The following is a 1,164-nucleotide window of genomic DNA, read 5'->3' as shown; positions in this document are numbered from 1 at the left end:
GGACCTGGCCTATGTTATCTATACTTCTGGTTCCACGGGTTGGCCTAAGGGGGTGGGTCTGACCCATGGTAATGCAGTGGCTTTTATCAGTTGGGCGCAGGAGGAATTTTTAGTCTCACCGTTTGATATTGTTTATGCAGGTACCTCTTACTGTTTTGACTTGTCTGTTTATGAAATATTCTATACGCTATCAATAGGTAAAACACTGCGAGTGATTGCCTCAGGTATGGAAATACCGCGCTATCTTGACAGGGATGACAAAGTATTGATCAACACGGTGCCTTCTGTGGTTGGTGAATTATTGAAAAATGAGATTGATCTTTCGCCTGTTACGGTTCTAAATATGGCTGGAGAGCCTGTGCCTTCCCGGGTTCTTTCCATGCTTGATTGTGAGCGGATGGAGGTGCGGAATCTGTATGGTCCGTCAGAGGATACGACCTACAGCAGTTGTTACAGGATCAGGTCAGGGGATAAACAGATCCCGATAGGCCGTCCGGTTTCCAACACCAGGTTTTATATAGTGGATGAGGCGATGAATTTGGTACCGGCAGGTAATCCCGGGGAGATTTGTATATCTGGGGCAGGGCTTGCCCGTGGGTATCTCAATAATGAAGCGCTGACCTTGGAGCGATTTATTGCCAACCCTTTTGAAGCAGGCACGCGCCTGTACAAAACGGGAGACATGGGGCGCTGGCTTCCGGACGGTATGGTGGAGTTTCTGGGCAGAAAGGATAATCAGGTGAAGGTACGGGGCTACCGAATTGAGCTCGGAGAGATTTCCAGTCATTTGTCAGCCCACGACCATGTGGATGAAGTAGTGGCCGTAGTACGTCAGGACAAAGACGACCACTCCTACATAGTGGCTTATTATACGGGTTCGGAAGAAGTCACCTCCGGGGAGTTGAAGCAGTTTCTTAGTTCATTGATGCCAATGTATATGGTGCCGGGTTATTATGTACATCTCAATAAGTTCCCACTTACATCTACCGGTAAGGTTGATAGTAAGGCGCTTCCCTCACCGAAAGTCACAGACAGGGACATGGCGTATACACCACCGGCTACGGAACTGGAGGTAAGTATGGTTCGCATATGGCAGGAACTGCTAAATGTAGAGCGGATCGGTATCGATGATGATTTCTTTGCCTTGGGAGGACATTCTTTAAA

Annotated in this window: 1 protein-coding gene; it reads left to right on the top strand. The window is 48.1% G+C overall.

Going from position 1 to position 1,164, the window contains the following annotated elements:
* Positions 1–1,164: non-ribosomal peptide synthetase (locus C900_RS26710; protein ID WP_040497646.1), on the top strand; the 1,164-nt coding region annotated here is incomplete at both ends.

The sequence above is a fragment of the Fulvivirga imtechensis AK7 genome (assembly GCF_000331535.1).
GTDB lineage: Bacteria > Bacteroidota > Bacteroidia > Cytophagales > Cyclobacteriaceae > Fulvivirga > Fulvivirga imtechensis.
This window is presented reverse-complemented; position numbering and strand designations above follow the sequence as displayed.